Raw genomic sequence first — 24,000 nt, 5'->3', positions numbered from 1 at the left:
CAACGGCTTGGGGCTAAAATTTCGCTGAGCGGAACCACGGTTTCGCCGCTGCGCAGCAAGGACTGTCAAATACCGTGCGCGGCACCCATGCATGATGCCGGAGCCTTGCAGGAAAGCCGTCGTCCATGAATCCAGCCCAGAAGGCGCTCTGGTACATCGAAAGCCACCTCCGCGCGTCGCTGACGCTCGACGATATCGCCGTCGTTGCCGGGGTCTCGCGCTTCCATCTGGTGCGGGCGTTCGCGGAGGCGACCGGCTTTTCGGTGATGCGCTACGTGCGGGCGCGCCGCCTCAGCGAGGCCGCGCGTGAGCTCGCGGCCGGTGCGCCCGATATTCTCAGCCTTGCGCTGGATGCCGATTACGGCTCCCACGAAGCATTCACCCGCGCGTTTCGCGACCATTTCGGCGTCACGCCGGAGACGGTGCGCGCGACGACGTGCCTGACGACGCTCAAGCTCCAGGAGCCGATCACCATGATCTCGACCGCTCTCGATCATCTCGATCCGCCGCGCATTGCGTCCGGCAAGGCGTTTCTCGTCGCCGGCGTCGGCGAGCGCTACAACCACGCCAATGACAGCACGGCCGGCATTCCGAACCAGTGGCACGGCTTCCACCAGCAATGCGTCCATATTCCGCGTCAGGTCGGCAATGGCGCCTATGGCGTCTGCTGCAACGGCGACGACGCCGGCAATTTCGACTACATCGCAGGCGTCGAGGTCGCCGATTTCTCCGACCTGCCGCGCGAGTTCGCGCGGGTCCGGATTCCGGCGCAGAAATACGTGGTGTTCACCCATGCCGACCACATCTCGACCATCCGCCGCACCGTCAACACGATCTGGAACAGGTGGCTGCCGCAATCCGGCATGAAGGTCGCGGACGCGCCGAACTTCGAACGCTACGACGAGAAGTTCGACGCGTCGACCGGCGTCGGCGGGCTGGAGATCTGGGTGCCCGTGAAGGAGTAGGGCGGCCGCGATCGCGGGAAGGCTTGCTGGAGGCTCTTCAGATGAACATCGATGGTTATGCGAAGCCGATTGCCATGAGCGATCCGGGGCGTCACGCCGCTTTATTTGCGGACCTGCCGCGCGGTCCCGGTGCACTTGCGGCGACTGTGCAGGGCCTGCTGATCCATCAGCACATCGCCCCGGCCTATGGGGTCATGCTCAGCGGCGACCGGCAGGCTCAATCGCAGGTTCGCGCCGTCGAGGGGATGTTGGATGAAATCGTATTGCGCGACGAGCGGCCGCTTTCCGTGGCGCGGGCGGTCAACGCGCGGCAGGTCGGTGTCTGCAGGCACTTCACGCTTCTCCACGTGGCGATGTTGCGCTCGCAGGGCATTCCGGCACGTGCCCGCTGCGGGTTCGGCGCCTATTTCGAAGCTGGAAAATATCTCGATCATTGGGTGACGGAATACTGGAACGAAGCAGACAAACATTGGGTATTGTTCGATTCCCAGATCGACAGTCGCCAGCGTGAACTCTTCGGGATCGGGTTCGACGCGGCGGACGTCCCGCGAGATCAGTTCATGGTCGCAGGCGATGCCTGGTCGCTCTGCCGCAATGGCAGCCGTGATCCGAGCGCCTTCGGCATCCTCGATATGCACGGGCTTTGGTTCATTGCAGGCAATCTCGTCCGCGATATCGCCGCCCTGAATAATCGTGAGATGCTGCCGTGGGACGTTTGGGGCGCCATGCGCCTGCAAGACAGCGAACTGGATCTCGCCTTTTTCGATCGGCTGGCAATCGTCAGCCGCGAGCCCGATGCTCACGTCGATGAACTCGGTTCGCTCTATCGTGATGAGCGGGTGGGTGTTCCAGGAGCGGTGTTCAACGCCCTGCTCGACTGCGTGCAGGAGCTTTAGGGTGCATGCTCATCGTGATCGATGTTGTGCGGTGAACCGCACCTTCATCCCAAATCGTCGAAGTCTTCCGGCGCAAGCTTGAGGGCGGCCGCGTGCACATTATCCTCCAGGTGGTCGATGGATCGAGTGCCGGGGATTGGCAGCATGACGGGTGACTTGGCGAGGAGCCACGCAAGGGATAGGGCTGCATGTGTGAGACCGCGACGCGAGGCAACTTCCTTTATCTTGAGTGCCTTGAGACCGCGTTTGCCACCCAGGGGATACCAGGGCAGAAAAGCAATTCCTAGACGCTCGCACGCGGCGAGTACGTCTTCGCTGGTTCGGTTTCGCAGATTGTACGGGTTCTGGACCGACACGATTGGCGTGATGGAGCGCGCCACTTCGAGCTGCGCAACAGTGACGTTCGAAATGCCTATATGGCGTATTTTGCCCAGGCGCCTCAAGTCAGCCAGTGCTTCAACCGACTCACTGAATGGCACATTGGGGTCAGGCGCATGGAATTGATACAGATCGATGCGCTCCAGCCGCAGGCGTTGTAAGCTGCCTTCAATCGCGCGCCGCAAATGGTCGGGACGACCGTCTTCGACCCACGATCGGCGGCCTGGTCGCACCAAGCCACCCTTCGTGGCTATGACCAAACCCGGCGGGTAGGGATACAGCGCCTGCGAAATCAACAGCTCGTTTGCTTCAGGGCCGTAACTATCCGCGGTGTCGATAAAATTCACGCCAAGCTCGACCGCTCGATGCAGAACCCGATAGGCATGCTCTCGATTCCTCGGTCTTCCCCAAGCTAAATCGCCGCATAGCCGCATTGCGCCGAAGCCCAATCGGTTAACCGTCAAGTCGCCAAGGCGAATTGTTCCGGCAAGCGCTGCGCCTTTGTAGTGAGACTGTTCCACCGACAACCCCATCGTATCGAAACTGCAACGGACACGCTCTGCATTCTCAGGACAGGTCCACTTCCGGTCCCCTTCGGAAGTGCCAGTCTCGGTGCGTAAACTCTTGCGAGCGACTTTGATCGTCAAGCGAGAGACAAGCATAACCGGTGAGCTTCGGACGGCATTTACGGCCGCGAAAGCTGCATCTACACTGGCTGAAATTGCAAAATTGCCTGCGCGCGCTCCTATGGAACGGACGCGCGCGCTGGCGTTACATCCGAGTTGCCCGGCGCAACGCAACGAACTCAGTGTCGTCCCTGCGAAAGCAGGGGACCCATAACCACCAATGACTATTGCTGCGCGAATCCGGAGCGACGAGTGACGTTCACCACACTCGCTGCGGAGTATGGGTCCCTGCTTTCGCAGGGACGACACCGTTGATGTGGCGAGCTTAGTGCGAGCGCGCGAGGCAGAACGCGACGACCTGTTCCAGCGCCGTCTTCATTGGTGACGACGGGAACAGCGCCAGCGCGTCGACGGCCATTGCGCCGTAGTGCTGGGCGCGGCTGATGGTGTCTTCCAGCGCGCGGTGCTTGGTCATCAGCCCGATCGCGTGATCGAGATCGGCCGATCCGATCTCGCCGCGCTCCAGTGCGCGGATCCAGAACTGGCGCTCGGTGTCGTTGCCGCGGCGGAAGGCGAGCACCACGGGAAGCGTGATCTTGCCCTCGCGGAAATCGTCGCCGACATTCTTGCCGAGCTTGGCGGACTTGCCGCCATAGTCGAGCACGTCGTCGACGAGCTGGAAGGCGATGCCGAGATTCATGCCGACCGAGCGGCAGGCGGTCTGCTCGGCCTTGGGCCGGTTGGCGATCACGGGGCCGACCTCGCAGGCGGCGGCGAACAGCTCGGCGGTCTTGCCGCGGATCACGGCGAGATATTCGTCCTCGGTGGTCGCGGTGTTCTTGGCGGCGGCAAGCTGCATCACCTCGCCCTCGGCGATGGTGGCCGCGGCGGCCGAGAGAATATCGAGCGCGCGCAGCGAGCCGACCTCGACCATCATGCGGAAGGCCTGGCCGAGCAGGAAGTCGCCGACCAGCACGCTGGCCTCGTTGCCCCACAGCATCCGCGCGGACAATTTGCCGCGGCGCAATTCGCTCTCGTCGACCACGTCGTCATGCAGCAGGGTCGCGGTGTGCATGAATTCGACCGCGGCGGCGAGCTTGATATGGCCGTCGCCTGTGTAGTCGGCGAGCTGGGCCATCGCGAGCGTCAGCATCGGGCGCAGCCGCTTGCCGCCGGAGGAGATCAAATGGTTGGCGACCTCGGGGATCATGGTGACCTCGGAGCCGGTCCGCGAAAGGATGGTCGCGTTGACGCGCTCCATGTCGGCGGCGACAAGTCCCACCAGCCCGTCGATCGAAGCATTGGACGGGCTTTCGAAGGGTACAATAACCGCCACGCTGGTCTCCAATTTTGCCGAATTCGCACTATGCTCAGCTATAACAATAGAAACTGCGCGGTGCAGCGGCAAGGCCTCGAAGTTGTTGACATGTGATGCATTGGCCGCACAGCCGGGGCGACAGGAGAGTGGATTTTGCGGGAATTGGTACGGACCAACGACATGGTGCTGGTCTCGGCCGTCGGCGCGCTGCTCGACAGCGCTAACATCCATCATTTGGTGCTGGACCAGAACATGAGCATCATCGAGGGCTCGCTCGGCGTGCTGCCGCGGCGGATCCTGGTGCATGAGGACGACAACCATGAGGCCCGCCAGCTCCTGACCGATGCCGGCCTCGGCCACGAATTGCGGGCAGATGACTAATCTCGCTGCAGAGATCACCGAGGACGGATTCCTCGGTGGGCAATTGCAGCTGCGGCAGCCCCGCAGCGGCCACCGCGCCGGGCACGACGCGATCCTGCTGGCCGCGGCGACGCCGGCTCGATCAGGTGAGCGCGTCGTCGATCTCGGCTCCGGCGTCGGCGCGGCCGGGCTTTCTGTGGCGCGGCGGGTGTGGGGGATCGACCTCGTCTTGGTCGAGATCGACCCTGGATTGGCCGAGCTCGCCCGGAATAATGCCGCTGCCAATGCGATCAAGGCCGAGGTGGTCATCCTCGATGTCGAAGCGGACGCGACGGCCTTTGCCGCGGTCGGCCTCACGCCTGATAGTGCCGACGTCGTGCTGATGAACCCGCCGTTCAACGATTCCACCCGGCACCGCGCCTCGCCGGACGGCGTGCGGGAGCGTGCCCATGTCGCGACGGCGACCACGCTTGCCGCCTGGGTTCATGCGGCGCGGCGGATTCTCAAGTCGAACGGGCAGCTTGCGATGATCTGGCGGGCCGACGGGATTGCCGACGTGCTGGCCGCGCTGGAGCGCGGCTTTGGCAGTCTCGAAATCCTGCCGGTTCACGGCGAGGCGGCGTCGCCGGCGATCCGAATCCTGGTGCGGGCCACCAAGGGCGGCAGGGCGCCGACGCGGCTGCATGCCGCGCTGCTGCTCAATGAAGAGTCAGGTGTGCCCAATAAATGGGTGCAGGAGATCTTGGCTGGGAAAGGGGAATTGCCGCTGGCGCGGCGCTGACGGGCAGGGATTCTGCCCGCGTCGTACTGGCACTAAATCACTGCGGGGCCGTTTCCGACTGGCGTTCAGGCCTGGATGTGAAGTGGATCGCGGTCAGAAGTGTACCGATCAGCAAAATCAGCAGGTAGATCTTCATGGCTCCCTCTCCGCCCGCGCGTTGCAACCCCAATGACAAAATGCAAAACGCGTTCCACGAAATCCAATGACACTGGCGTGATAAAAAGTGGTTAATTCGAGGTAACGGCATGAGTGAACAAACAAGTGATCGCCAGGGACATTCTGGAGGACGTTCGGGATGGCTCGAGCGCGTTCAGGGAGTGCTTCCGGCGCGGTACAGGCGCGGCGCGGCCGTCGTGCCGGTGGTGCGGCTGTCAGGCGTGATCGGTGCGGTGACGCCGCTGCGGCCCGGCATGACGCTCTCGGGCGTCGCCAAGATGCTGGAGCGCGCCTTTGGCACGCGGAATGCCAAGGCGGTGGCGCTGGTGATCAATTCGCCGGGCGGCTCGCCGGTGCAGTCGCGCCAGATCTATTTGCGTATCCGGCAACTGTCGGCCGAGAAGAAGCTGCCGGTGCTGGTGTTCGTCGAGGACGTCGCGGCTTCCGGCGGCTACATGATCGCCTGCGCGGGCGACGAGATCTACTGCGACCCGTCCTCGATCCTGGGGTCGATCGGCGTGGTCGGCGGCAGCTTCGGTCTCGAGGGGCTGATCAAGAAGATCGGGGTCGAGCGACGGCTTTATACGGCGGGCAGCCACAAGGCGATGCTCGATCCGTTCCTCCCCGAAAACCCCGACGACGTCGCCCGGCTGAAGTCGATCCAGCGCGAGATCCATGCGATCTTCATTGCGCTGGTGAAGCAGAGCCGCGGCAGCCGCCTGAAGGGGCCTGACGACGAATTGTTCACCGGCGAATACTGGGCGGGCGAGACCGCGATCGGTCTCGGGCTCGCCGATGCCATCGGCGACCTCCGCTCGACCTTGCGGGCCCGCTATGGCGAGAAGGTGCTGACCCCGGTGATCGCGCCTGCCAGCGGCATGCTGTCCGGCCTGCTCGGCCGGCGGGCGCCGGGGGCGGGATCCATGGCGGCGCTGGATGGAATCGGCGGGCTCCCGGACCATCTGATCTCGGCGGTGGAAACGCGGGCGATTTGGGCCAGATTCGGGCTCTGAACACGCGGATTTGAGCGCGCCATTTTGCCCCAAAAGGGCGATTGCGGCGCAGGCCGCCTTGCGCGAGAATGGCTGTCATTGGGGGCCTGACCGACGTGAACGACAAGGATCGACCGATGCCGCCGCTGATTGCATTCGCAGGCGTCCTGGGTGGCCTGGCCGTGGTCCGCTGGGCTTACAAGACGGCCGTCCGGATCAACCAGGAACTGGAAGAGGCGCGATTGTCCCGCGTGGCTGAGGCCTCGCGTGCGAGCGAAATCAAGACCCTGCGCCGCGACCCCGTGACCGGCGCCTATCGCCCGGGCTAGCGCTATGATCTCCCTCGCCCCGCTCTTGCGGGGTCGAGACGAGCGAAGCTCGCTCTTAGAGGGCTGGGGTGAGGGGCTGCTTCCGCAAACTCGAAAGATGAGAGTTCGCGGAGAGTCCCCCTCACCCGAAATCCGCGCGGAGCGCGGATTTCGACCTCTCCCCGCAAGCGGGGCGAGGTGACAGAGAAACATCCCCCATCGCCTTGATTCCATTGGCCGCCGCCGATACGGTCCCGCGCGTTTTCACACCCCCTCGCGAGATCGATTCCAACGATGGACGCCCTGCCTGACCACATGCGCCCGGAACGTTCGTTCCAGGGCTTCATCCTGGCTCTCCAACGGTTCTGGGCCGAGCAGGGTTGCGTCATCCTGCAGCCCTACGACATGGAAATGGGCGCCGGCACCTTCCATCCCGCGACCACGCTGCGCGCGCTGGGCCCGAAGCCCTGGAACGCGGCCTATGTGCAGCCCTCGCGGCGGCCCAAGGACGGCCGCTATGGCGAAAATCCCAACCGGATGCAGCACTACTACCAGTTCCAGGTGATCATGAAGCCGTCGCCGCCGAACCTTCAGGAGCTGTACCTGAAGTCGCTGGCCGCGATCGGCATCGACGCCGCCGTCCACGACATCCGCTTCGTCGAGGACGACTGGGAGAGCCCGACACTCGGCGCCTGGGGCCTGGGGTGGGAATGCTGGTGCGACGGCATGGAAGTCAGCCAGTTCACCTACTTCCAGCAGGTCGCCGGCGTCGAATGCGCGCCGGTCGCGGGCGAGCTCACCTACGGGCTCGAGCGGCTGGCGATGTATGTGCAGGGCGTCGACCGGGTCTACGACCTCAACTTCAACGGCCGCGAGGGTGCCGAGAAGGTCACCTATGGCGACGTCTTCCTGCAGGCCGAGCAGGAATACTCGCGGCACAATTTCGAAGTCGCCGACACCGCGATGCTGTTCGAGCAGTTCAGGATGGCCGAGGACGCCTGCCGCAAATATCTCGCCGCCGGCTGGCGTGAGGGGAGCAATCAAAAGGAACATCTGATGGCCTTGCCGGCCTACGACCAGTGCATCAAGGCGAGCCACGTGTTCAACCTGCTCGACGCCCGCGGCGTCATCTCGGTGACGGAGCGGCAGAGCTATATCGGGCGGGTGCGCGATCTGGCCAAGGCCTGCGGCGAGGCATGGATCCACACTGAAACGGGCAGGGCCGTCTGATGCCCGAACTCCTCCTCGAACTGTTCTCCGAAGAAATCCCCGCGCGCATGCAGGCCAAGGCGGCGGACGATCTGCGCCGCATGGTGACCGACAGACTGGTTGCCGAGGGCCTCGTCTATGAAGGCGCCAAGGCGTTCGCGACCCCGCGCCGCCTTGCGCTCACCGTGCACGGCATTCCCGCGCGCCAGCCCGACCTGAAGACCGAACGTCGCGGCCCGAAGATCGGTGCCCCCGATGCGGCGGTGCAGGGCTTTCTGAAAGCGACCGGTCTCAACTCGCTGGATGAAGCGAAGATCCAGAAAGATCCGAAGGGCGATTTCTACATCGCGCTGATCGAGAAGCCCGGCCGCGCCGCGATCGACGTCATCGCCGAAATCCTGCCGGTCATCGTCCGCACCTTCCCGTGGCCGAAGTCCATGCGTTGGGGCGCGCGTTCGGCCAAATCAGGTGCGCTCACCTGGGTGCGGCCGCTGCATTCGATCATTGCTACCTTCGGTCTCGATACCGAGGAGCCCGATGTCGTCAAATTTGCCGTCGATGGCATCGAAGCCGGGCAGACCACCTACGGCCATCGCTTCATGGCGCCGGGTGCGATTTCGGTGCGCCGCTTCGAGGATTACGAGGCCAAGCTGAAGGCCGCGAAAGTGATCCTCGATCCGCAGGCGCGCAAGGACATCATCCTCGAGGACGCCAAGGAGATGGCGTTCGCGCAGGGCCTCGAGCTGGTCGAGGACCAGGTGCTGGTCGATGAGGTCTCCGGCCTCGTCGAATGGCCGGTCGTGATGATGGGATCGTTCGAGAAGGAATTCCTGGTCATCCCGGATGAGGTGATCCGCGCCACCATCCGCAACAACCAGAAGTGCTTCGTGGTCAGGGATCCCAAGACGGGCAAGCTGACCAACAAGTTCGTGCTGACCGCCAACATCGAGGCCCCCGACGGCGGCAAGACCATCGTCGCCGGCAATGAGCGCGTGATCCGCCCGCGGCTGAGTGATGCGAAGTTCTTCTACGAGACCGATCTCAAGACCAGGCTGGAAGACCGGCTGCCGAAGTTCGAGCAGATCGTGTTCCACGAGAAGCTCGGCACCCAGGCGGAGCGCATCAAGCGCATCGAGCGGCTCGCCGCCGAGATCGCGCCGCTGGTCGGCGCCGATGTCGAGAAGACCAAGCGCGCTGCGCGCCTCGCAAAGGCGGATCTGCTGACCGAAGTCGTCGGCGAATTCCCCGAGCTGCAGGGCCTGATGGGCAAGTATTACGCGCTGGCGCAGGGCGAGGATGCCTCCGTCGCCGCCGCGAGCGAGGAGCACTGGAAGCCGCAAGGGCCGACCGACCGTGTGCCGACCGATCCGGTCAGCATCGCAGTGGCGCTGGCGGATAAGCTCGACACGCTAGTGGGCTTTTGGGTCATCGACGAGAAGCCGACCGGGTCGAAGGACCCTTATGCGCTGCGCCGTGCCGCATTGGGCGTGATCAGGATTCTGCTGGAGCACAATATCCGTGCTCCGTTGACGTCGGATCTGGAAGCGTCGCTTGCGCTGCACTTCATGCGGGGCGATGGGCGGCCAGTCGCGGACATTCTGAAAGAGGTAGAGGGAAGGGTCGTTGCCATCGTCAACGATCTGCTCGCGTTCTTCGCCGACCGCCTGAAGGTCCAGCTGCGCGAGCAGGGTGCGCGGCACGATCTCGTCGACGCGGTGTTCTCGCTCGGCGGCCAGGACGATCTGCTGCTTGTCGTCCGCCGCGTCGAGGCGCTTGGAAAGTTCCTCGACAGCGACGACGGCAAGAACCTGCTTGCGGGCACCAAGCGCGCCAGCAACATCCTCAGCATCGAGGAGAAGAAGGACAAGCGGACCTTCGATGGCGCGCCTGATGCCGCGCTCTACAAGCTCGACGAAGAGAAGGCGCTGGCTGCGGCGATCGATCAGGTGAAGGCGGAGGCCTCCGCCGCCGTCGCCAAGGAAGATTTCGCCGCCGCGATGAGTGCCATGGCGAAGCTGCGTCCGGCGGTCGATGCGTTCTTCGACAAGGTCAAGGTCAACGACGATGACCCGAAGGTGCGCGAAAACCGCCTGAAACTGCTCAACGAGATCCGGGCCGCGACGCGTGCGGTGGCGGATTTCTCCCGCATCGAAGGCTGATCGATGGACCGCGCAACGCTCGCCGCTTACGACAAGGAGGCGGCGGCGTTTGCGCAGGACTGGCACGAGCAGCCGGCGCCTCGCGATCTGCAAGAGATCGTCGGGCAATTCTTCATCAAGGGTGGTGTGACCGCCGATATCGGCTGCGGCAGCGGCCGCGAGGTCGCCTGGCTGAACGCCAACGGTTTTCCGGCCGAAGGCTTTGACGCCTCCGAGGGTCTGCTCGCGGAGGCTCGCTCTCGCTACCCGAAGCTGCGCTTTGCGCGCGCCGAGCTGCCTGATCTCCGCGGCATCGCCTCCGGCAGCTTCGACAACGTGCTGTGCGAGACCGTGATCATGCATCTCGATCCCGCGCTGATCGCGTTGTCGGTCCGCCGCATGTTCGAACTCGCGAAGCCGGGCGGCGTGCTCTATCTGAGCTGGCGCGTCACCGCAGGCGACGATGCGCGCGATTCGCACGGCCGGCTCTATGCCGCGTTCGATACGGCAGTGGTGCGGGCCGAACTGGCGGGCGCCGAATTGCTGCTCGACGCGGAGGTCGTCAGCGCCTCGTCCGGCAAGGTCATCCACCGCATCGTGGTCCGGCAGCGCGGCTGATTACACGTTCGGAAATATTTAGACACAATTTGCAATTTGTTAACCATGCCCTGCGAAGGTCGCGCCGGATCAACGATTTCTTAAGAAATCGCCCCTCGCGCCAATGCAGGGACCTCCCCGATGACCTCGATCGGCACCACGCCCAATCCCTATGCCCAATATGGTTCGGCCTATGCGCGGGCCGCGGCGACGCCCTCACTGGCGGCGACCTTGTCGGGCGACGGCACGGCAGGCGATCTTTCGGCGTCCTCGACGCCAAACACGGCCACCAACCTGACGCTGTCGGACGCCGCCCGCGCACAACTCGCCAAGGCGCCGCTGCCGGATTTCGCGACCGTCACCAGTGACGCGCGCACAACGCTCGACCGGCTCTACACAGCCGCGGGGGTGAAGAAGCCGATCGTCGACGGCAAGACCACGATCGATCTCTCGACCCTGGACCGCCGCTCGCTGTTTGCGATCTCGACCAATAATGGCGGCAAGTTCACGCTGGACGAGCAGGCGGTTGCAGCCACCGAATTGAAGCAGCGCTTCGACAAGGCCTTGGCGCCGTCGCTTGCGACCACGCGCCTGACCGGCGACTACAGCGTCAGCTACAAGGCGGCGCTCGACTTTCTCGATGGCGCCAGCGACGAGGAGAAGGCCACCGCGACCTGGGCGAGCCAGCGCGCCGCTGTGCTGAAGGGAGTTCAGGCGACGCAGCAGGATCCGAACAAGGCACCGACGGGAATTGCGGGCGACCCGATTGCAGCGGCGCTGGCGGGAACCACGACTCCCACGACTGGGAACACGCGCGACTTCTCTAGCGTGGCGAGCGACGTGCGCGCTTTCCTCGATCGGCAGAAGAGCGACGCGGCGAAGAGCGGCAAGGAACTGGTCTACGACTCCCGCCGCAAGACCGGACAGCTCGCCGACCTGTCCACGCTCGACAACCGCTCGCTGTCGGCGATCTCGCTCAACCAGGACAAGAAGTTTTCAGGCGAGGAGATCTTCGCGGCCAAGCAGGCGCTCAACACGCGGACGCGCCTTGCCGTGCTCGATGCGCTGAAGCAGAGCCAGTCCGCCGGCGATCCGCGCCAGTTCAGTCTCGGCATCCTCAAGCAATATTCCTCGATGAGTGCGGAGGAGCGCCAGGCGGCCAACTGGACGCAGGATTTCCAGGACGCCGCGATCAAGAGCTACAAGTCGACCTCGACGCTGCTCTCGATCCTGAAATCCTAAGTCCGAGAGACATTCGGATTGATCGACAGAAAAGCCCCGCCCGGTGGGGAAGCCGGGCGGGGCTTTCTGGTCCGGTCGATCTGCGCGCACATCCGCTTGCACGGCGCCCGGACTGCTCGTTCAAGCTATCGCGCCGAATTTAGTCGACCACCTGAACGATCCGTCGCGAACGCGGCTCGACCAGAACGGTTTCGCCATTCACGACGGTGTAGCGATAGGGCGTCGCGCCGAACCGTTGCGGCACGTCGTATGTGGTCACGCCGGCGTCCGGCAGCACGGTGCCGACGATGACGCGATCGGGAACGGTGTAGTTCGGCACGCGCTCGCGCACGATGTATTCGCGGAATGCCGGACGCTGCTCGACCGCAATGCCCTCGTCATCCTCGACTGCAACCGGCGGGCCACCGCGGACAACGCCAACGGTCTGGGCCTGTGCGGCAACAGCCGGCACCGTGATCGCAGCAGCAACCGCCGCAACGGCAAGTATTCTGTTTCGCATGGCTCGCTCCATTCTTTTATGGCGCGCGCCGGCCTTCGCCGATGCGCACGGCGAGCCAATGCATCGGCTGCGGCGATGTTCCGAAAAACCACCGCCACATACGCGGCAATTTGGAGCAATTTTCGTGAGTTGCGGGAACTCTCAGGCCGTGCAGACGTCTTGATGTGGGAACCCCCTCAGCGGATAAACTGCCGCTCGATTCGCTCCTCCAAAAACTGCCGGAGAAAACTTCAATGACCATCACCGCTGGGCATCTGCCTGCCATCGTGGCGCTGGCTGCAGGCGTCCTGATCCTGATCATGCCGCGGCTCCTCAACTACATCGTCGCGATCTACCTGATCTTCGTAGGGCTCGTGGGAATGGGCCTGCTGCGCTGGCTGCACCTGTAGCGGGAAAGCGGGGTTTCGCGGCTTGCGCGGAACCCCCCAAAATGGTGTAAGGCGCGCATCTTCGACCCCTCCTTCCGGATTGTTGTCTGACATGGCCAAAGCCGTCGCGAAGTCCAAGAAATCTGCTGCGAAAACTGCTGGCAAAACAGCAGCGAAATCAAAGCCCTCCGCCGCCGCCCGCAAGGCTGCTCCGGCGCGCAAGGCGCTGAAGAAGAGCGCCCCGAAGGCGGCGCCGAAAGCCGTCGCCAAACCGGCTACAAAGCCCGCCAGCAAGGCGCCGGTGAAGGCCGTTGCGAAGAAGGCGGCCCCGGTCGTGATCAAGGCCGGCAAGTGGGTCTATACGTTCGGCGACGGCAAGGCCGAGGGCCAGGCGACCCTGCGCGATCTGCTCGGCGGCAAGGGCGCCAACCTCGCGGAAATGGCCAATCTCGGCCTGCCGGTGCCTCCCGGTTTCACGATCCCGACCTCGGTCTGCACCTACTTCTACGAGCACGACAAGACGTATCCGAAGGAACTGAAAGCCCAGGTTGAGAAGGCGCTCGACTATGTCGGCAAGCTGACCGGCAAGACCTTCGGCGACGCCAAGAACCCGCTGCTGGTCTCGGTTCGCTCCGGCGCGCGCGCCTCGATGCCTGGCATGATGGACACCGTGCTCAATCTCGGCCTCAACGACCGCACGGTCGAAGCGCTCGCCGAACTCTCCGGCGACCGCCGCTTCGCCTATGACAGCTATCGCCGCTTCATCACGATGTATTCCGACGTGGTGCTCGGCTTCGAGCATCATCACTTCGAGGACATCCTCGACACCTTCAAGGACGGCCAGGGCTACTCGCTCGACACCGATCTCACCGGCGACGACTGGGTCGAGCTGGTCGGCAAGTACAAGGAAGCGGTCGCCAAGGAGACCGGTCACGACTTCCCGCAGGATCCGCATGACCAGCTGTGGGGCGCGATCGGCGCGGTGTTCTCATCCTGGATGAATACGCGCGCGGTGACCTATCGCAAGCTGCACGACATTCCGGAATCCTGGGGCACCGCCGTCAACGTGCAGGCGATGGTGTTCGGCAATATGGGCGAGACCTCGGCGACCGGCGTTGCCTTCACCCGCAACCCCTCGACCGGCGAGAGCAAGCTGTACGGCGAGTTCCTGATCAACGCGCAGGGCGAGGACGTCGTCGCCGGCATCCGCACGCCGCAGGACATCACCGAAGACGCCCGCCAGGAATCCGGCTCCGACAAGCTGTCGATGGAAGCCGCGATGCCGGCCGCGTTCAAGGAGCTGACGCGGATCTACACGCTGCTCGAGAAGCACTACCGCGACATGCAGGACATGGAGTTCACGGTCGAGCAGGGCAAGCTGTGGATGCTGCAGACCCGCGGCGGCAAGCGTACCGCGAAGGCGGCGCTGCGCATCGCGGTCGAGCTCGCCAATGAAGGCCTTATCTCGCGCAAGGACGCGGTGACGCGGATCGATCCGGCTTCGCTGGATCAGCTGCTGCACCCGACCATCGATCCCGCCGCCAAGCGCGACGTGATCGCGACCGGCCTGCCGGCGTCGCCCGGTGCCGCCTCCGGCGAGATCGTGTTCTCGTCGGACGAAGCAGCCAAGCTGCAGGCCGACGGCCGCAAGGTGATCCTGGTCCGCATCGAGACCAGCCCGGAAGACATCCACGGCATGCACGCCGCCCAGGGCATCCTGACCACCCGCGGCGGCATGACCTCGCACGCGGCGGTGGTCGCGCGCGGCATGGGCAAGCCCTGCGTCTCCGGCTGCGGCACCATTCGTGTCGACTACGGCCGCGGCACCATGAGCATCGGCTCGCGCACCTTCAAGACCGGCGACGTCATCACCATCGACGGTTCGGTCGGCCAGGTGCTGGGTGGCCGCATGCCGATGATCGAGCCGGAGCTGTCCGGCGAGTTCGGCACGCTGATGGGCTGGGCCGACGAGGTCCGCAAGCTCGGTGTCCGCGTCAACGGCGATACGCCCGATGACGCGCGCACTGCGGTGAAGTTCGGTGCCGAAGGCATCGGCCTCTGCCGCACCGAGCACATGTTCTTCGAGGAGACCCGCATCCGCACCGTGCGCGAGATGATCCTCTCCGAGGACGAGCAGTCGCGCCGTGCCGCGCTGTCGAAGCTGTTGCCGATGCAGCGCGCCGACTTCGTCGAGCTGTTCGAGATCATGAAGGGCCTGCCCGTCACGATCCGCCTGCTCGATCCGCCGCTGCACGAGTTCCTGCCGCACACCCAGGCCGAGATCGAGGAAGTGGCGCGCGCCATGAACACCGATCCGCGCAAGCTCGCCGACCGCGCCCGCGAACTGTCCGAGTTCAATCCGATGCTCGGCTTCCGCGGCTGTCGTCTCGCGATCGCCTATCCCGAGATCGCCGAGATGCAGGCGCGCGCGATCTTCGAGGCCGCCGTCGAAGCCGGCAAGCGCACCGGCAAGCCGGTCGGGCTCGAGGTGATGGTGCCGCTGATCGCGACCAAGGCCGAGTTCGATCTGGTCAAGGCGCGGATCGATGCGACCGCCAATGCGGTGATGAAGGAAACCGGCGCCAAGCTGACCTACCAGGTCGGCACCATGATCGAGCTGCCGCGCGCCTGCCTGATGGCCGGCGAGGTGGCGGAGACCGCGGAGTTCTTCTCGTTCGGCACAAACGACCTGACGCAGACCACCTACGGCATCAGCCGCGACGACGCTGCGAGCTTCCTCGGCACCTATGTCGCCAAGGGCATCCTCGAGATCGATCCGTTCATCTCGGTCGATCGCGACGGCGTCGGTGAGCTCGTGAGGATCGGCGTCACCCGCGGCCGCAAGACGCGGCCGAGCCTCAAGGTCGGCATCTGCGGCGAGCACGGCGGTGATCCCGCATCGGTCGCATTCTGCCACGAGGTCGGGCTCGACTACGTCTCGTGCTCGCCCTACCGCGTGCCGATCGCGCGGCTCGCCGCCGCGCAGGCCGCGCTCGGCAAGGAGATCGCCAGCCAGGCGTAAGCGATCACGCAGTTCAGAGAGTGCAATGGCCGGGACCAAGTCCCGGCCATTTTGTTTTGTTGAGGCAGTCAGCAAACAGAGTCATTGCGAGCGAAGCGAAGCGATCCATCTCACCGCGTGTGTGGAGCGATGGATTGCTTCCGCCTTTGCCAAGGCTTCGGCGGACAAGTCGTCAATACCGCTCCTCGCAATGACGGCCGAGGGCCGCGCGCAACACTTTATTCACCATCCTTGTTGACGTGTCGTTTACGACTTTCATGCGCCGCGCATTTACCAGCGCGAGTGATACGACACGCGGTACGCACGCGATCGCTTGAGTGTAGCGCGCGTGCAACGCTGATTAACTCCGCGGCAACCTAAACAAGTTAGCAACGGGAAAGGTCGAATTGCGCGGATGTACCGCGTTCGATTGCACTCAGTAAGCGTTGCGTGAGCGTACGATGTTTGTGTCGCGTAACCAGCCGAGGGGCGCACGTCTCGCGCTCTTCGGTCTCGGTCTTTGCATCTTCGCCTTGATGCCGACCGAGCTCGGATATCAGGATATTGCCTCGCTCCTGGCCCGGCAGCCCGGCGTCGCCGAGCGCTGGCAGAAGCGTGTCTTCGCCTCGGCGGTCGGCTCGATCCAGGTTGCGACCTACAGCTTCGGCCGTCCGATCGGAACCTCCGCGCCGCAAGATCCGCAAATCCTGCTCGCACGGCTCGACAGTTCGAACACCGACATCACCGGCGCCGTGACGCGCAATCCGATTGCCGCGCCACCGCCGCGCTATGCGGCATCGGATTTCCCCAAGGTCGATCGCACCCTGAAGGGCGATCGTCTCGTCGTCAGGTGGCCGGACCAGGTTGATCCCGCAGAGCCCGCAAACACGGCTCCGGCGATCAAGGATCCCGCGACATCGAATTCGTCGGTCAAGGGTATGAAGACCGCGACTGCGCCCGCGGACAACGCGCCGCTCGATCCCGAATTGCAGGAAGCGCTGCGCGCGCCGCCCTTGCCGCAATATGCGAAGCCGACGCCGCAGCAATACGACGTGTCGATGTCGCTCGAGACCAACCCGCTCGACGATCTGAAGCCCGCGCCCGTGAAGCCTGCTGCTTCCGCGCCGGCGGAAGCCGCACGCGAGCGTGACCCGTTTGCGTTCAAGACGGCGAGCCTGTTCTTCGGCTCGTCGCTCGGCGCGCCCGAGAATCTCGAGCGCTGGCAGCCCGGCGAGGCGCCGGTCGTCGTGACGCCGGCCGCTCAGCCCGATCCCGACATGAAGGTGATGGCGTCATTGCCGGTCGATGCCGACGGCCCGGTCAAGGCCGGCGAGATGGGCGAGAGCATCGCGCCGAAGGGCGAGGTCAACGCCGACGACCAGCACACCAAGACGCCGGCGGAACGGCTCGGCCTGTTCGACGACAAGTCGCGCGCCAAGTCGGAGAAGTGCCTCGCGGAGGCGGTGTATTTCGAAGCGCGCGGCGAAGCGGTGCGCGGCCAGATCGCGGTCGCCCAGGTGGTTCTGAACCGCGCCTTCTCCGGCAAATATCCCGAGACGGTGTGCGGCGTGGTCTACCAGAACAAGAACCGCCACTACGCATGTCAGTTCACCTTCGCCTGCGACAACATCCCTGACGTCGTGCGCGAGCCCGACATGTGGGACCGCGCCAGGAAGATCTCGAAGGCAATCCTCGACGGCAAATTGTGGCTGCCGGAAGTCGACCGCTCAACGCACTACCACGCCTATTGGGTGCGGCCGTCCTGGGTCAGCGAGATGAAGAAGACCTACAAGTTCGGCGTCCACACCTTCTATCGCCCGCGCGCCTGGGGCGACGGCAGCGACGCGCCGAGCTGGGGCAACCCGGCCGAGACCGCCAAGATCTCGGCGCAGCTCGCCGAGGCCGCCCAGAGCTCGGCCGAGCAGGCCAGCGCCAAGCGATAGGCTCGTCAATCCAAACCGTCATTCCGGGATGGCCCGCAGGGCCAGACCCGGAATCTCGGTGGAATGGGCAAACCGCCGAACCTCGAGATTCCCCGATGCGCAATCGCGCATCTGCGGTTCGCGCTGCGCGCGCCCCGGAATGACGGTCCCCAACTTCTGCAGGGCAGCCCTGCAGGCGAATATTTTTCTCCTGTTTTTGTCCTGCCCCCCTTGGGGTTTTCATGCATGTGCATTAACTCCCCGTAACGTTCAGCGGGGCGGTTCCCCCGCAGCGATTGCGGGGGGATGACAAAATGGCGGCAACCACCGGGAATCTTCGACCGACGTCGGGCAACTGGCGTACGCCGCTCGTGATCATCGTCTGCGGCTGCGCGATCGCGCTGCTGAGTTTCGGTCCGCGTTCCAGCCTCGGCTTCTTCGTGCAGCCGATGGGTCGCGAATTTGCCTGGGGCCGCGACGTGTTTGGTCTTGCCATCGCGCTGCAGAACCTGTTGTGGGGTCTCGGCCAGCCGATCGCAGGCGCCATTGCCGACCGCTTCGGCTTGCTGCGCGTGACGATCGTCGGCGCGTTGCTGTACGCTGCCGGCCTGCTGCTGATGCGTTACTCCACTACCTCATTGTCGCTCGACATCAGCGCCGGCGTGCTGATCGGCTTCGGCCTGTCGGGCTCGTCGTTCAATCTCGTGCTGGCGGCCTTCAGCAAGCTACTGCCGCCCGAGAAGCGCGGCATCGCGCTTGGCGCCGGCACCGCCGCCGGCTCGTTCGGCCAGTTCCTGTTTGCGCCGTTTGGCGTCGCCCTGATCGACAATTTCGGCTGGCAGACCGCGCTCGTCGTGTTCAGCGCGCTGATGCTGTTGATCCTGCCGCTCTCGCTCGCGCTGGCAACGCCGCCGACGGAGACCAAGGATGCCGCGCCCGCCGATCAGCAATCGTTCAAGACCGCGCTGGCGGAGGCCTTCGGTCACCGCTCCTACGTCCTGCTGGTGCTCGGCTTCTTCACCTGCGGCTTCCAGCTCGCCTTCATCACCATCCATCTGCCGGCCTATCTGGCCGACCGCGGCATTCCGGCGACCACCGGCGGTTGGGTGGTTGCGGCGATCGGCCTGTTCAACATCGTGGGCTCGCTCAGCGTCGGCTGGCTGCAGAACTATTTTCCGAAGCGCTATCTGCTTTCGGTGATCTACTTCTCGCGCGCGCTGGCGACGGTTGCCTTCATCTCGTTCCCGGTCACGCCGTTCTCGGCGATTGCGTTCGGCGCGGTCTCGGGGCTGCTGTGGCTGTCGAGCGTACCGCCGACCTCGGCGCTGGTCGCGCTGATGTTCGGCACCCGCTGGTTCTCCACCCTCTATGGCTTCGCCTTTGTCAGCCATCAGGTCGGCGGCTTCCTCGGGGTCTGGCTCGGCGGCATCGTGTTCGAGCAATACGGTTCCTACACCCCGATCTGGTGGCTGTCGGTGCTGTTCGGCGTGCTGTCGGCGCTGATCAACCTGCCGATCGTCGAAGCGCCGGTCGCGCGCCCGGTTGCGCAGCCTGCCTGATGAGATAAAAACTCCCCGAAACCAAGATTAGGGGAGTGCGCATCGTGGCGACGTTCAAGGCAATCAGGATCGACAAGGCGGACAAGGGTACCACCGCCGCGCTGACCCAGTTCGACGAAGCCGAACTGATGGACGGCGACGTCACCGTCCGCATCGAGTGGTCGACGCTGAACTACAAGGACGGTCTCGCATTGACCGGCAAGGCGCCGGTGGTGCGCCGCTTCCCGATGATCGCCGGCATCGATTTCGCCGGCACGGTCGAGCAGTCCAGCCATCCCGACTGGAAGGCGGGTGACAGGGTCGTCTGCAACGGCTGGGGCATGGGCGAGACCCATCTCGGCGCCTATGCGGAGAAGGCCCGCGTCAAGGGTGACTGGCTGGTGCGGCTGCCTGACGGCATCTCGGCCCGCGACGCGATGGCGGTCGGCACCGCCGGCTACACCGCGATGCTCTCGGTGCTGGCGCTGGAGAAGCACGGTCTGACGCCGAAGAGCGGCCCGGTGGTGGTCACGGGCGCCGCCGGCGGCGTCGGCTCGGTTGCGATCGCCGTGCTGTCGAAGCTCGGCTACCACGTCATCGCATCGACAGGGCGGACGTCGGAGACCGATTACCTCAAGGGACTCGGTGCCAGCGAGGTGATCGACCGCGCCGAGCTGTCGGGTGCCCCGAAGGCGCTTGCGAAGGAGCGCTGGGCCGGCGGCGTCGACAGCGTCGGATCGACCACGCTCGCCAATCTGCTTTCGATGACCAAGTACGGCGGCGCGATCGCGGCCTGCGGTCTGGCGGCCGGTATGGACCTGCCCTCGTCGGTCGCACCCTTCATTTTGCGGGGTGTGTGCCTTCTCGGTATCGATTCAGTGATGTGCCCGATCGAGCTCAGGCGGACCGCCTGGGCCCGCCTTGCCCGCGATCTGGATAAGACAAAACTGGCTGATATCACTCACGAAATCGCCTTGGACGAGGTCGTGCCCTATGGCACGAAAATCCTCGGCGGCGAGGTCCGCGGCCGCATCGTGGTAAAAATTGTCTGAGGACGTTCAGACTTTACCAACCAAGCTGCTCCAATGTTGCCACGGTTGGTATGGTAAGCAGCGGGTAAAGAGGCTTGCAGCGTGATCCCGGGGGGCCGGGTTTCCTCGCGCAGACGTCGAGAAGCGTCGGTGCGGGGATCATGCTCAACAAGGAGCGGGTGCCCGCGCTCGTAAGTGGAGTAGCTCATGCTTGCGCGTTTGGTGTTGGGGGCCGTCACGGCCGGAGCAATGGTCGTGCCGGCATTCGCAGGCATGATGAACGCCGATGAGGCCCGCAAATTCGTCGCCGGCAAGGTGTTCGCCTTCACCTGTTTCGACGGCACCCGCGGCGCCGGCCGTATCCTCGATGATCTGGGCGCCGCAGGCTCGATCCAGTTCTCCGGCTCCGGACCGATCCGCCACGTGCGGCTGCCCGGCAATACGCTGCAAATCCGCGGTCAGAGCGTGTGCGCGTCGCTGAAAGGCATTCCGTTCGAGCCGTGCTTCAACCTCGACAAGCAGGACGAGCGCTCGTTCCGCGGCTCGGTCTCCGGCATGGGCTTCGCCTACTGCGAATTTCGCCACCAGGGCGGCCAGCAGATGCTGATGGCGCGTGCGGTGGCACGTCCGCGCTCGCTGCACCCGCGCACCCGATCCGCGGATGCCTCGCCGACCGAAGTGTCGCGCGTCGAGACACCGCAGGTCGGAAGCGCGAAGCTCGAGCCGGTCAAGGCCGAGCCCGCCAAGGTCGAGAGCGCGCCGGAATTGCGCCGTTCCACCGAATAGAGCCTATCCGTTCCGATTGAATCGGAACGGGGCTCTAGATTTTTGTTCTGACGCGTTTTCTTCACGCGAACCGGTATCCACTTCGCTCGAAAACGCTCTGACGTCTCATCTGCGCGCTAGCGGGAATAGCTGCCGAGCCGTAGTCATACGGATGGCGGTCGCCACGCGTTGATAGCTACTCAATAGCCTAGCGTTCGCCGACAGGCGGGATGACGAGGGCACCGATTTGAGTAGTCATATGGCGCAGTATTTTTTCCGTATCAGTGATGGCGATTACGCTGGTGCGTCCGACCACGCGACGGAGTTCGAGAGCCGTGACGTGGCCTGGGCCGAGATGACCAAGGTCTGCGGCAATTTCCTTGGCAGCATTTCGCGCAACATGAAGCAGGACAGCGAATGGCACATGGAGCTGCTCGACGAGGGCAGGAAGCCCGTGTTCAGGATTCGCCTGGTCGCTGAATCGGTCGACTGAGGCTCTCGCTTGCAGGACAACAACACGCGCTAAGCCTCAGCCTGTGGCGCGGGCGGAGCGGCGCGCCTGCGGAACAGGATCCGCTGATACAGCCAACCGATCGCGACCAGCACGATGCCGAGGCACATGAACGACAGCGCCCGGTAAACACCTGTCAGTGTCGACATGTCGACCAGGAACGCCTTCAGGATCGTCAGGCCGATCACCGCAGCGGATGCAAGCCGCGCCCGCTGCGAATTGACGACGATGCCGACACCGAGCAGCGCGACGCCGAACATCAGCCAGGCGATCGAATAGGTGTATTGCTCCGCGCCCGTGGTCTCGCCGCGCGTCAGCACCGGTCCGTGATAGAGCCTGCGGATTTCGAACGTGACATAAGCGAGCGCAAGCACCAGCGCGCCGGCCGCGATCGTGTTGGCGTAGGCAGCGGGACGATGGCCCGCGACCGCGTAGGACAATAGCAGCGCCAGCACAGCCGGCAGTGCGTAGCCGAGCAGCAGCAGATTGATGAAGCTGCCGCCGACGTCCTGCCACCACAGCATCGGATTCTCCAGTCCGAGCAGCCCGAACAGGCTGGCAAGCCCGGCGAACGCGGTCAGCAGGACCGCGCCGACATTGTGCACGATGCTGCCGCTGCGCAGCCGCAGCCGCTCCAGTCCGATCGCCATCGCGAGCGTCACGCCCACTTGCAGCGCGACCTCGGTCAATCCTGCACTATCGGAATAGACGTTGCCGCCGTTGACCGCATGGCGGATCTCCATGAAGGCGAGCAGCACCGTGAACAGGATCGCGGCGGATTCGACCATGCGCAGCGGCACGTCGTCGCCGTTGCGGCGCAGGAAATGCCCTCCCACCCAGAATGACAGCGCCGGAACGCCATAGCCCCACAGCAGCCAGTTGAAGATCGGTGTGGTGCCGACGGCGTCACCCGCGATCCGCGGCTCATAGCCGATGCGCAGCACGACGATGCCGGCGAGGATCGCGGCAAGCCAGCGCAGGAACGGGATCGGCCGCTGTACCGATAGCCACGCCGTGCCCATCGACACCAGCGCCAGCGCGATGGTGAGCCAGCCCTTGTCGAGCGCGAAGGTGAGCGCCAGCGCCAGCGAGGCGAGGGCGCCGGTTGCCGACAGCGCAATCGAGGGCGACTGTTCCGGCCGCTCGCCGCGCCGGGTCAGCGCTTCGGTCGCGGCGGCGTAGGCTGCGGCCAGCAGCACGGCGAGGACCGCGAACGGGATCGAACGATCGAGATGTGCGATGCGTGCATAGAGCGCGACGAGCAGCGCGATCGGTGTGAACACGGCGGCCGCAGCCCAGGTCACCGTGATCTTCGTCGTGGCAAAACGGAATTGTGCGAGGAAACCGGCGATGCCGAAGGCGGCCGCGAACAGCGCCGCGGTGACGAGATGCAACGAGACCGAGCCATCGGTCGCGGACGGGCCAATGCCCGGGATGGCGCCGCCCGGCAGCACCAGCATGTCGACGTTGCGGCGGACGGCCCATTCGCCGAACACGATGAAGACGAAGATCGACGCCGCGCCGATCGCACCGACAGCGGCCGGCGCGCGCCAGGCGACGACAAGGCTGCCGGCCGTCAGCAGCGCAAAGCCGATCATCGCGGTGTCGGCGTGCGCGCTGTTGAGCACGATCAGCATCGCGCCGAACAGATAGGCCGCGAGAGAGCCGGAGGAGATCGGCTCGATCTCTTCGCCATCACCGTCGGGGCCGAACATGAAGCCGCAGACCACGAGCAGCGCCGCCAGCACGAAGCCTGCGATGACGTGGAAGACATGCGGCGCGATTATCTCCGGGCCGCATTGCAGGCAGGGGAAGGTCCATAGCAGCGCGAAGGCGATGGTCGTGACCGCAAGCCAGCGCCACAGCCGGATGCGCGCGAGGCCGAACGATGCCGCCGTGACGATCGCAAGATAGATATACAGCGACCAGAAGTCGGGCTTGTCCGAGGAGACCAGGATCGGCGTGACGAAGGCGCCGACGATGCCGAGCCCGGCCAGCGCAGGCCCGTGCAGCAGCGCCGCCGCAAGCGTGCCGAGCGCGACCATGCCGAGCAGGATGAAGGCGGTAGCCGGCGCGAGGAAGTCGTACAGCGCGTAGGCGGCATAGACCGTAGCGAACGCGACCGCGGTGCCGGCCGCGGTGAGGATCGCCGGAATGTTGGCGATCGGCAGCGCTTCGATGCTGGAGATGCTCTCCTTGCGCCGCGTCCATTCACCGGCGCCGAGCAGCGCCAACGCGAACAATCCGCCGAGCAATGTGCGCACGCCGGGACCGAGCAGGCCGGCCTCGATCGAATAGCGCACCATGAAGAAGCCGCCGAGCGCGAGCGTCAGGCCGCCGATCCACACCACCCAGCGGGTGCCGAGCGTTTCCTCGAAACCGGGGGCCGGCTGCGGCGG

21 protein-coding genes are annotated in these 24,000 nt (G+C 64.8%); 17 read left to right on the top strand and 4 right to left on the bottom strand.

Annotation, left to right across the window (positions count from 1 at the left end):
- The first annotated feature begins 125 nt into the window (after window positions 1-125).
- A complete protein-coding gene (locus H8A95_RS18595) occupies window positions 126-965 on the top strand; it encodes an AraC family transcriptional regulator (protein WP_229184426.1) in 840 nt (279 codons plus the stop codon).
- A gap of 41 nt (window positions 966-1,006) precedes the next feature.
- Entirely contained in the window at window positions 1,007-1,861 is an 855-nt protein-coding gene (locus H8A95_RS18590) for a transglutaminase-like domain-containing protein (RefSeq protein ID WP_229184425.1), read from the top strand.
- Between the two features lie 44 nt (window positions 1,862-1,905).
- Here the strand turns inward: H8A95_RS18590 and H8A95_RS18585 are convergent, their stop codons facing one another.
- Complete coding sequence (locus tag H8A95_RS18585; RefSeq protein ID WP_229184441.1) at window positions 1,906-2,772, bottom strand: aldo/keto reductase; 867 nt, start codon at window positions 2,770-2,772, stop codon at window positions 1,906-1,908.
- 418 nt (window positions 2,773-3,190) lie between these two features.
- Window positions 3,191-4,201 (bottom strand): polyprenyl synthetase family protein, encoded by a 1,011-nt coding sequence (locus H8A95_RS18580; protein ID WP_163160480.1) that lies wholly within the window; start codon window positions 4,199-4,201, stop codon window positions 3,191-3,193.
- Between the two features lie 135 nt (window positions 4,202-4,336).
- On the opposite strand from H8A95_RS18580, the gene H8A95_RS18575 reads away from it, so the two are divergent.
- The 8 genes from H8A95_RS18575 to H8A95_RS18540 all read left to right on the top strand — a co-directional run bounded on the left by H8A95_RS18575 (window position 4,337) and on the right by H8A95_RS18540 (window position 11,966).
- On the top strand, window positions 4,337-4,564 hold the full coding sequence (locus tag H8A95_RS18575) for a putative signal transducing protein (RefSeq protein WP_095735930.1): 228 nt from the start codon (window positions 4,337-4,339) through the stop codon (window positions 4,562-4,564).
- Window positions 4,557-5,324, top strand: coding sequence for a tRNA1(Val) (adenine(37)-N6)-methyltransferase (locus H8A95_RS18570; RefSeq protein ID WP_229184424.1), 768 nt, complete (start codon window positions 4,557-4,559; stop codon window positions 5,322-5,324). Before H8A95_RS18575 ends, H8A95_RS18570 begins: the two co-directional genes overlap by 8 nt.
- A 245-nt stretch (window positions 5,325-5,569) precedes the next feature.
- Window positions 5,570-6,493, top strand: coding sequence for a S49 family peptidase (locus H8A95_RS18565; protein WP_229184423.1), 924 nt, complete (start codon window positions 5,570-5,572; stop codon window positions 6,491-6,493).
- 116 nt (window positions 6,494-6,609) lie between these two features.
- Window positions 6,610-6,801, top strand: a complete 192-nt coding sequence (locus H8A95_RS18560) for a hypothetical protein (protein WP_021080015.1) — start codon at window positions 6,610-6,612, stop codon at window positions 6,799-6,801.
- 273 nt (window positions 6,802-7,074) lie between these two features.
- The gene (locus H8A95_RS18555; RefSeq protein WP_229184422.1) at window positions 7,075-8,010 is read left to right on the top strand and encodes a glycine--tRNA ligase subunit alpha; all 936 of its coding nucleotides are present in this window, start codon (window positions 7,075-7,077) and stop codon (window positions 8,008-8,010) included.
- A complete protein-coding gene (gene glyS / locus H8A95_RS18550; RefSeq protein ID WP_229184421.1) occupies window positions 8,010-10,148 on the top strand; it encodes a glycine--tRNA ligase subunit beta in 2,139 nt (712 codons plus the stop codon). Before H8A95_RS18555 ends, glyS begins: the two co-directional genes overlap by 1 nt.
- A 3-nt stretch (window positions 10,149-10,151) precedes the next feature.
- Entirely contained in the window at window positions 10,152-10,745 is a 594-nt protein-coding gene (locus H8A95_RS18545) for a class I SAM-dependent methyltransferase (RefSeq protein ID WP_229184420.1), read from the top strand.
- A gap of 120 nt (window positions 10,746-10,865) precedes the next feature.
- Window positions 10,866-11,966 (top strand): hypothetical protein, encoded by a 1,101-nt coding sequence (locus H8A95_RS18540; protein ID WP_229184419.1) that lies wholly within the window; start codon window positions 10,866-10,868, stop codon window positions 11,964-11,966.
- A gap of 139 nt (window positions 11,967-12,105) precedes the next feature.
- Here H8A95_RS18540 and H8A95_RS18535 read toward each other — a convergent pair whose 3' ends face one another.
- Window positions 12,106-12,465, bottom strand: coding sequence for a DUF1236 domain-containing protein (locus H8A95_RS18535; RefSeq protein ID WP_212021927.1), 360 nt, complete (start codon window positions 12,463-12,465; stop codon window positions 12,106-12,108).
- A 233-nt stretch (window positions 12,466-12,698) separates the two neighbouring features.
- Here H8A95_RS18535 and H8A95_RS18530 point away from each other — a divergent pair, with 233 nt between their 5' ends.
- The 7 genes from H8A95_RS18530 (at window position 12,699) to H8A95_RS18500 (ending at window position 21,583) form a co-directional block, all read left to right on the top strand.
- Window positions 12,699-12,854 carry a DUF3096 domain-containing protein gene (locus tag H8A95_RS18530; protein ID WP_021080009.1) on the top strand — a complete coding sequence of 52 codons (156 nt, stop codon included), beginning with the start codon at window positions 12,699-12,701 and terminating at the stop codon, window positions 12,852-12,854.
- 91 nt (window positions 12,855-12,945) lie between these two features.
- Complete coding sequence (gene ppdK, locus H8A95_RS18525) at window positions 12,946-15,855, top strand: pyruvate, phosphate dikinase (RefSeq protein ID WP_229184418.1); 2,910 nt, start codon at window positions 12,946-12,948, stop codon at window positions 15,853-15,855.
- Between the two features lie 440 nt (window positions 15,856-16,295).
- Window positions 16,296-17,777, top strand: a complete 1,482-nt coding sequence (locus tag H8A95_RS18520) for a cell wall hydrolase (RefSeq protein ID WP_229184417.1) — start codon at window positions 16,296-16,298, stop codon at window positions 17,775-17,777.
- A 293-nt stretch (window positions 17,778-18,070) separates the two neighbouring features.
- The gene (locus H8A95_RS18515; protein WP_229184416.1) at window positions 18,071-19,315 is read left to right on the top strand and encodes an MFS transporter; all 1,245 of its coding nucleotides are present in this window, start codon (window positions 18,071-18,073) and stop codon (window positions 19,313-19,315) included.
- A 44-nt stretch (window positions 19,316-19,359) separates the two neighbouring features.
- Window positions 19,360-20,346: an acrylyl-CoA reductase (NADPH) gene (gene acuI / locus H8A95_RS18510; protein WP_229184415.1), complete on the top strand. Its 987-nt coding sequence runs from the start codon at window positions 19,360-19,362 to the stop codon at window positions 20,344-20,346.
- Window positions 20,347-20,532: 186 nt separating this feature from the next.
- Window positions 20,533-21,111 carry a hypothetical protein gene (locus H8A95_RS18505; RefSeq protein WP_229184414.1) on the top strand — a complete coding sequence of 193 codons (579 nt, stop codon included), beginning with the start codon at window positions 20,533-20,535 and terminating at the stop codon, window positions 21,109-21,111.
- A gap of 238 nt (window positions 21,112-21,349) precedes the next feature.
- Window positions 21,350-21,583 carry a DUF6894 family protein gene (locus tag H8A95_RS18500; protein WP_163161152.1) on the top strand — a complete coding sequence of 78 codons (234 nt, stop codon included), beginning with the start codon at window positions 21,350-21,352 and terminating at the stop codon, window positions 21,581-21,583.
- A 29-nt stretch (window positions 21,584-21,612) separates the two neighbouring features.
- Here H8A95_RS18500 and H8A95_RS18495 read toward each other — a convergent pair.
- A partial coding sequence (locus H8A95_RS18495) for a DUF2339 domain-containing protein (RefSeq protein WP_229184413.1) occupies window positions 21,613-24,000 on the bottom strand: 2,388 nt, incomplete at its 5' end.

Source organism: Bradyrhizobium oropedii (genome assembly GCF_020889685.1).
Lineage (GTDB): Bacteria > Pseudomonadota > Alphaproteobacteria > Rhizobiales > Xanthobacteraceae > Bradyrhizobium > Bradyrhizobium oropedii.
Note: the sequence above shows the minus strand (reverse complement) of the source record. Positions and strands in the feature narration are given on the sequence as shown.

Bases quoted from the DNA above. Each gene is read 5' to 3' on its own strand.
- H8A95_RS18595 (WP_229184426.1), top strand. From the start codon at position 126: ATGAATCCAGCCCAGAAGGCGCTCTGGTACATCGAAAGCCACCTCCGC.
- H8A95_RS18590 (WP_229184425.1), top strand. From the start codon at position 1,007: ATGAACATCGATGGTTATGCGAAGCCGATTGCCATGAGCGATCCGGGG.
- H8A95_RS18585 (WP_229184441.1), bottom strand. From the start codon at position 2,772: ATGGGGTTGTCGGTGGAACAGTCTCACTACAAAGGCGCAGCGCTTGCC.
- H8A95_RS18570 (WP_229184424.1), top strand. From the start codon at position 4,557: ATGACTAATCTCGCTGCAGAGATCACCGAGGACGGATTCCTCGGTGGG.
- H8A95_RS18565 (WP_229184423.1), top strand. From the start codon at position 5,570: ATGAGTGAACAAACAAGTGATCGCCAGGGACATTCTGGAGGACGTTCG.
- H8A95_RS18560 (WP_021080015.1), top strand. From the start codon at position 6,610: ATGCCGCCGCTGATTGCATTCGCAGGCGTCCTGGGTGGCCTGGCCGTG.
- H8A95_RS18555 (WP_229184422.1), top strand. From the start codon at position 7,075: ATGGACGCCCTGCCTGACCACATGCGCCCGGAACGTTCGTTCCAGGGC.
- glyS (WP_229184421.1), top strand. From the start codon at position 8,010: ATGCCCGAACTCCTCCTCGAACTGTTCTCCGAAGAAATCCCCGCGCGC.
- H8A95_RS18545 (WP_229184420.1), top strand. From the start codon at position 10,152: ATGGACCGCGCAACGCTCGCCGCTTACGACAAGGAGGCGGCGGCGTTT.
- H8A95_RS18540 (WP_229184419.1), top strand. From the start codon at position 10,866: ATGACCTCGATCGGCACCACGCCCAATCCCTATGCCCAATATGGTTCG.
- H8A95_RS18535 (WP_212021927.1), bottom strand. From the start codon at position 12,465: ATGCGAAACAGAATACTTGCCGTTGCGGCGGTTGCTGCTGCGATCACG.
- H8A95_RS18530 (WP_021080009.1), top strand. From the start codon at position 12,699: ATGACCATCACCGCTGGGCATCTGCCTGCCATCGTGGCGCTGGCTGCA.
- ppdK (WP_229184418.1), top strand. From the start codon at position 12,946: ATGGCCAAAGCCGTCGCGAAGTCCAAGAAATCTGCTGCGAAAACTGCT.
- H8A95_RS18520 (WP_229184417.1), top strand. From the start codon at position 16,296: ATGTTTGTGTCGCGTAACCAGCCGAGGGGCGCACGTCTCGCGCTCTTC.
- H8A95_RS18515 (WP_229184416.1), top strand. From the start codon at position 18,071: ATGGCGGCAACCACCGGGAATCTTCGACCGACGTCGGGCAACTGGCGT.
- H8A95_RS18505 (WP_229184414.1), top strand. From the start codon at position 20,533: ATGCTTGCGCGTTTGGTGTTGGGGGCCGTCACGGCCGGAGCAATGGTC.
- H8A95_RS18500 (WP_163161152.1), top strand. From the start codon at position 21,350: ATGGCGCAGTATTTTTTCCGTATCAGTGATGGCGATTACGCTGGTGCG.